Here is a 302-nt window from a genome sequence, read left to right as displayed (position 1 = left end):
GGCGTACCACTTTCACATCATGGCGACCAACCATATACGACGTCAGGGCCGTGCTTTCAGAATTTTGATGTCTAATTTTGAAGATCAGAAGTTTTCAACCGGAACGATACAGTCCCCAACCTTACGTGCTCTGTATGCTACGGATCGATATACAGATTTAAGAAATGCTGTATTAAACCGTAATTTTGAACAAACAGAGATTTTAGTAAACAAGCACCTTGATATGGTTATGGCGACATATAATGAGCTAAACAACAAAAATTAAATTGCTCTTTTATGGCTTTAAAACGCATTTTTTTAAA

1 protein-coding gene is annotated in these 302 nt (G+C 36.8%); it reads left to right on the top strand.

Translation table 11 applies throughout. From position 1 onward, the window contains the following. Nucleotides 1–265, top strand: a 265-nt coding sequence (locus HBA93_RS20390; protein WP_221724487.1) for a hypothetical protein, incomplete at its 5' end; no start/stop codon positions are given. Nucleotides 266–302 lie beyond the last annotated feature (37 nt).

Origin of the sequence: Ochrobactrum sp. SFR4 (genome assembly GCF_019730395.1) — a bacterium.
Classification (GTDB): domain Bacteria; phylum Pseudomonadota; class Alphaproteobacteria; order Rhizobiales; family Rhizobiaceae; genus Pseudochrobactrum.
Note: the sequence above shows the minus strand (reverse complement) of the source record. Positions and strands in the feature narration are given on the sequence as shown.